The sequence below is a fragment of the Mesorhizobium sp. M7A.F.Ca.CA.004.06.1.1 genome (genome assembly GCF_003999135.1).
Classification (GTDB): domain Bacteria; phylum Pseudomonadota; class Alphaproteobacteria; order Rhizobiales; family Rhizobiaceae; genus Mesorhizobium.
The window spans coordinates 1-2301 of the sequence record NZ_RZPQ01000865.1 but is presented as its reverse complement, the minus strand read 5'-3'; the positions used below and the strand labels follow the sequence as shown (position 1 = coordinate 2301).

Genomic DNA, 2301 nt, shown 5'->3' with positions numbered 1-2301 from the left:
GGTCCATGGCATCGCGCGTCGAGCGGATCGAGACCTTCTCGCCGCGCACATAGATGTCGCCACGGTCGATCGGAAACACACCGGAAATCGCCTTGATCAGCGTCGATTTGCCGGCGCCATTGTCTCCGAGCAAGGCCACCACCTCACCCTCCTTGAGAGCAAAGGACGCATTCTTCAGCGCCCGAACGCTGCCGAAGGATTTTTGCAGATTCTGCAGCCGGAGAACTTCCATCGTCAGCCCCTTGCGGCGTTCTTCTGCAGCAAAGCGTGCAGGATGAGCATGGCGAGGATGATGAGGCCGACGAAGATGTTGTAGGCGAGGCCCGGCACGCCGATCAGCACGATGCCGTTGCGGATCGCGCGCAGCATCAGCGCGCCGACGATGGTGCCGAGGATCGTGCCGCGTCCGCCGGTCAGCGCCGTGCCGCCGACCACCACCATGGCGATCACTTCGAGCTCATAGCCGGTGCCGGCCACCGGTGAGGCGGCCGAGATGCGGAAGGCGCTGATCATGCCGGCCAGTCCCGCAAGGACCGAAGTCAGGATGAACAGCCACACCTTGACGGCGTCCGCCGGCACGCCGCGCGCCACCGCCGCGTTCCGGTTGGAGCCGATGGCGCTGATCCAGTTGCCGAGCTTGGCATAGCGCAGCACGTAGATCGCCAGCAGCGAGAGACCGATGAACCACCACAGCGAGGTGTAGAACCGGAACGACCCGACATTGAAGCTGCCGGCCAGCAGCGTGACGAAAAAGCCTGGCTGGTCCCAGGATTTCAGCGGAAAGCCCTGCGTGATGTAGAGCGCCGCCCCGCGCACCACGAGCAGCATGGACAGCGTGACCAGGAAGGACGAAATGCCGATCTTGGTGACGATCAGCCCGTTGATGGCGCCGATGGCGATGCACAGCAGAAGCCCGGCCAGAAGCGCGATGCCGATATCGACGCCTCCGTTCTGCACCAGAAGCATGACGACGACCGGCGCCAGCCCGAACACGGCACCAACCGACAGGTCGAATTCGCCCGCCGTCAGAAGCAGCGTCATGCCGAGCGCGATAATGCCGAGCTCGGGGAGGAACGCCATCATGTTGGAGATGTTGAGCGGCGACAGGAAATTGGCATCGGCGATGGCGAACACCGCGAGCAGGACAATGAGGATGACGAGCGAGGAGAATTGCGGCGAGCGCATAAGGCTCGATCTACGTTTCCCGACAGGCATTTCGTCTTCTGCGGCGATCATCATGACTGCTTGAACCATGCTTTGAAATGGTGCCCGCGGCCTGCGCCGCGGGCACCGGTTTTCACTTCGTGTCGTAGAGTTTCAGGATCGGTTCGACGCTCGAGGCGTCGTAGAGGCTGAAAGTATGGATGTCGTAGCCGATCGGTTCGCCCGACGCGGCGAGCCCGAGCAGCGCCACCGGCATGAAGCCTTGCGCAGACGGAAACTGCCAGGCGGCCGCGTTGACGAAGCCGGACTTCACGGCTTCCGCGGTTTCCTTCGAATTGCCCCAGCCGACGACCGGGATCTTGCCGGCCGGCACACCGGCGCCGTCGAACACCCGCTTGACGCTGGCCGCGACGGAATCGCCGAGCGCGATGATCGCCGGCGGATTGTTGGCCACCATATAGTCGGTCATCTTGGCAATGATGCCGGCCGGGTCGGTGCCGCAATCGACCACATCATATTTGATCCCCAACGGATCGAAGACGCTGGCGATGCCTTCGGTCTCCAGCTGCTGATAGCTGGCGCCAGGCACTTCCACCGGCAGGAACACCTTGTCGCCCTGCTTCACCATCTTGTGGTCGACAAGATACTTGGCCCAGATGACCCCCGCCTCCTTGAGATCGGCGCCGACATAGGCCTGCCGTCCGGTCGCCGGATCGTCTGTGTTGAAGAACACGATCGGGATCCCGGCCGCCTTGGCAGCCTTCACTTCCTCGGTCCACAGGCCCGGCTGGGCCGAGGTGGTGGCGATGCCGTCGGGCTTGGCCGCAAGCGCGGAATTGAAGGCCTCCTTCTGCGCCGCCATGTCGCCGCCGCTGAAGGAGATCTTGCAGGTCACCTTGAGCTGGTCGCAGGCTTTGGTCGCGCCGGCATTCCAGTCCAGCCAGAACGCATCCGACGGACCGCCATGCGACAGCAGATAGAACGTCTTCTGGCCATCCTGCGCCATTGCCGGCGAGGCAAATGCGATGCCCGCGAACACAGTCGCGGCCGCTGCCAGTTTCAATCCGAATTTCAACACTGCAATTCCTCCCTTGTTGTTGCTTCCAAGCCGGATGCACCGCCGGCAATGGCGCAGGA

Annotated in this window: 3 protein-coding genes; all 3 read right to left on the bottom strand. The window is 63.1% G+C overall.

Going from position 1 to position 2301, the window contains the following annotated elements; all coding sequences use genetic code 11:
* A partial coding sequence (locus EN906_RS31370) for an ATP-binding cassette domain-containing protein (protein ID WP_127375653.1) occupies nt 1-232 on the bottom strand: 232 nt, incomplete at its 3' end.
* A gap of 2 nt (nt 233-234) precedes the next feature.
* Complete coding sequence (locus tag EN906_RS31365) at nt 235-1215, bottom strand: ABC transporter permease (protein WP_245465924.1); 981 nt, start codon at nt 1213-1215, stop codon at nt 235-237.
* 82 nt (nt 1216-1297) lie between these two features.
* Nucleotides 1298-2242: a substrate-binding domain-containing protein gene (locus EN906_RS31360; protein ID WP_127267574.1), complete on the bottom strand. Its 945-nt coding sequence runs from the start codon at nt 2240-2242 to the stop codon at nt 1298-1300.
* Nucleotides 2243-2301 lie beyond the last annotated feature (59 nt).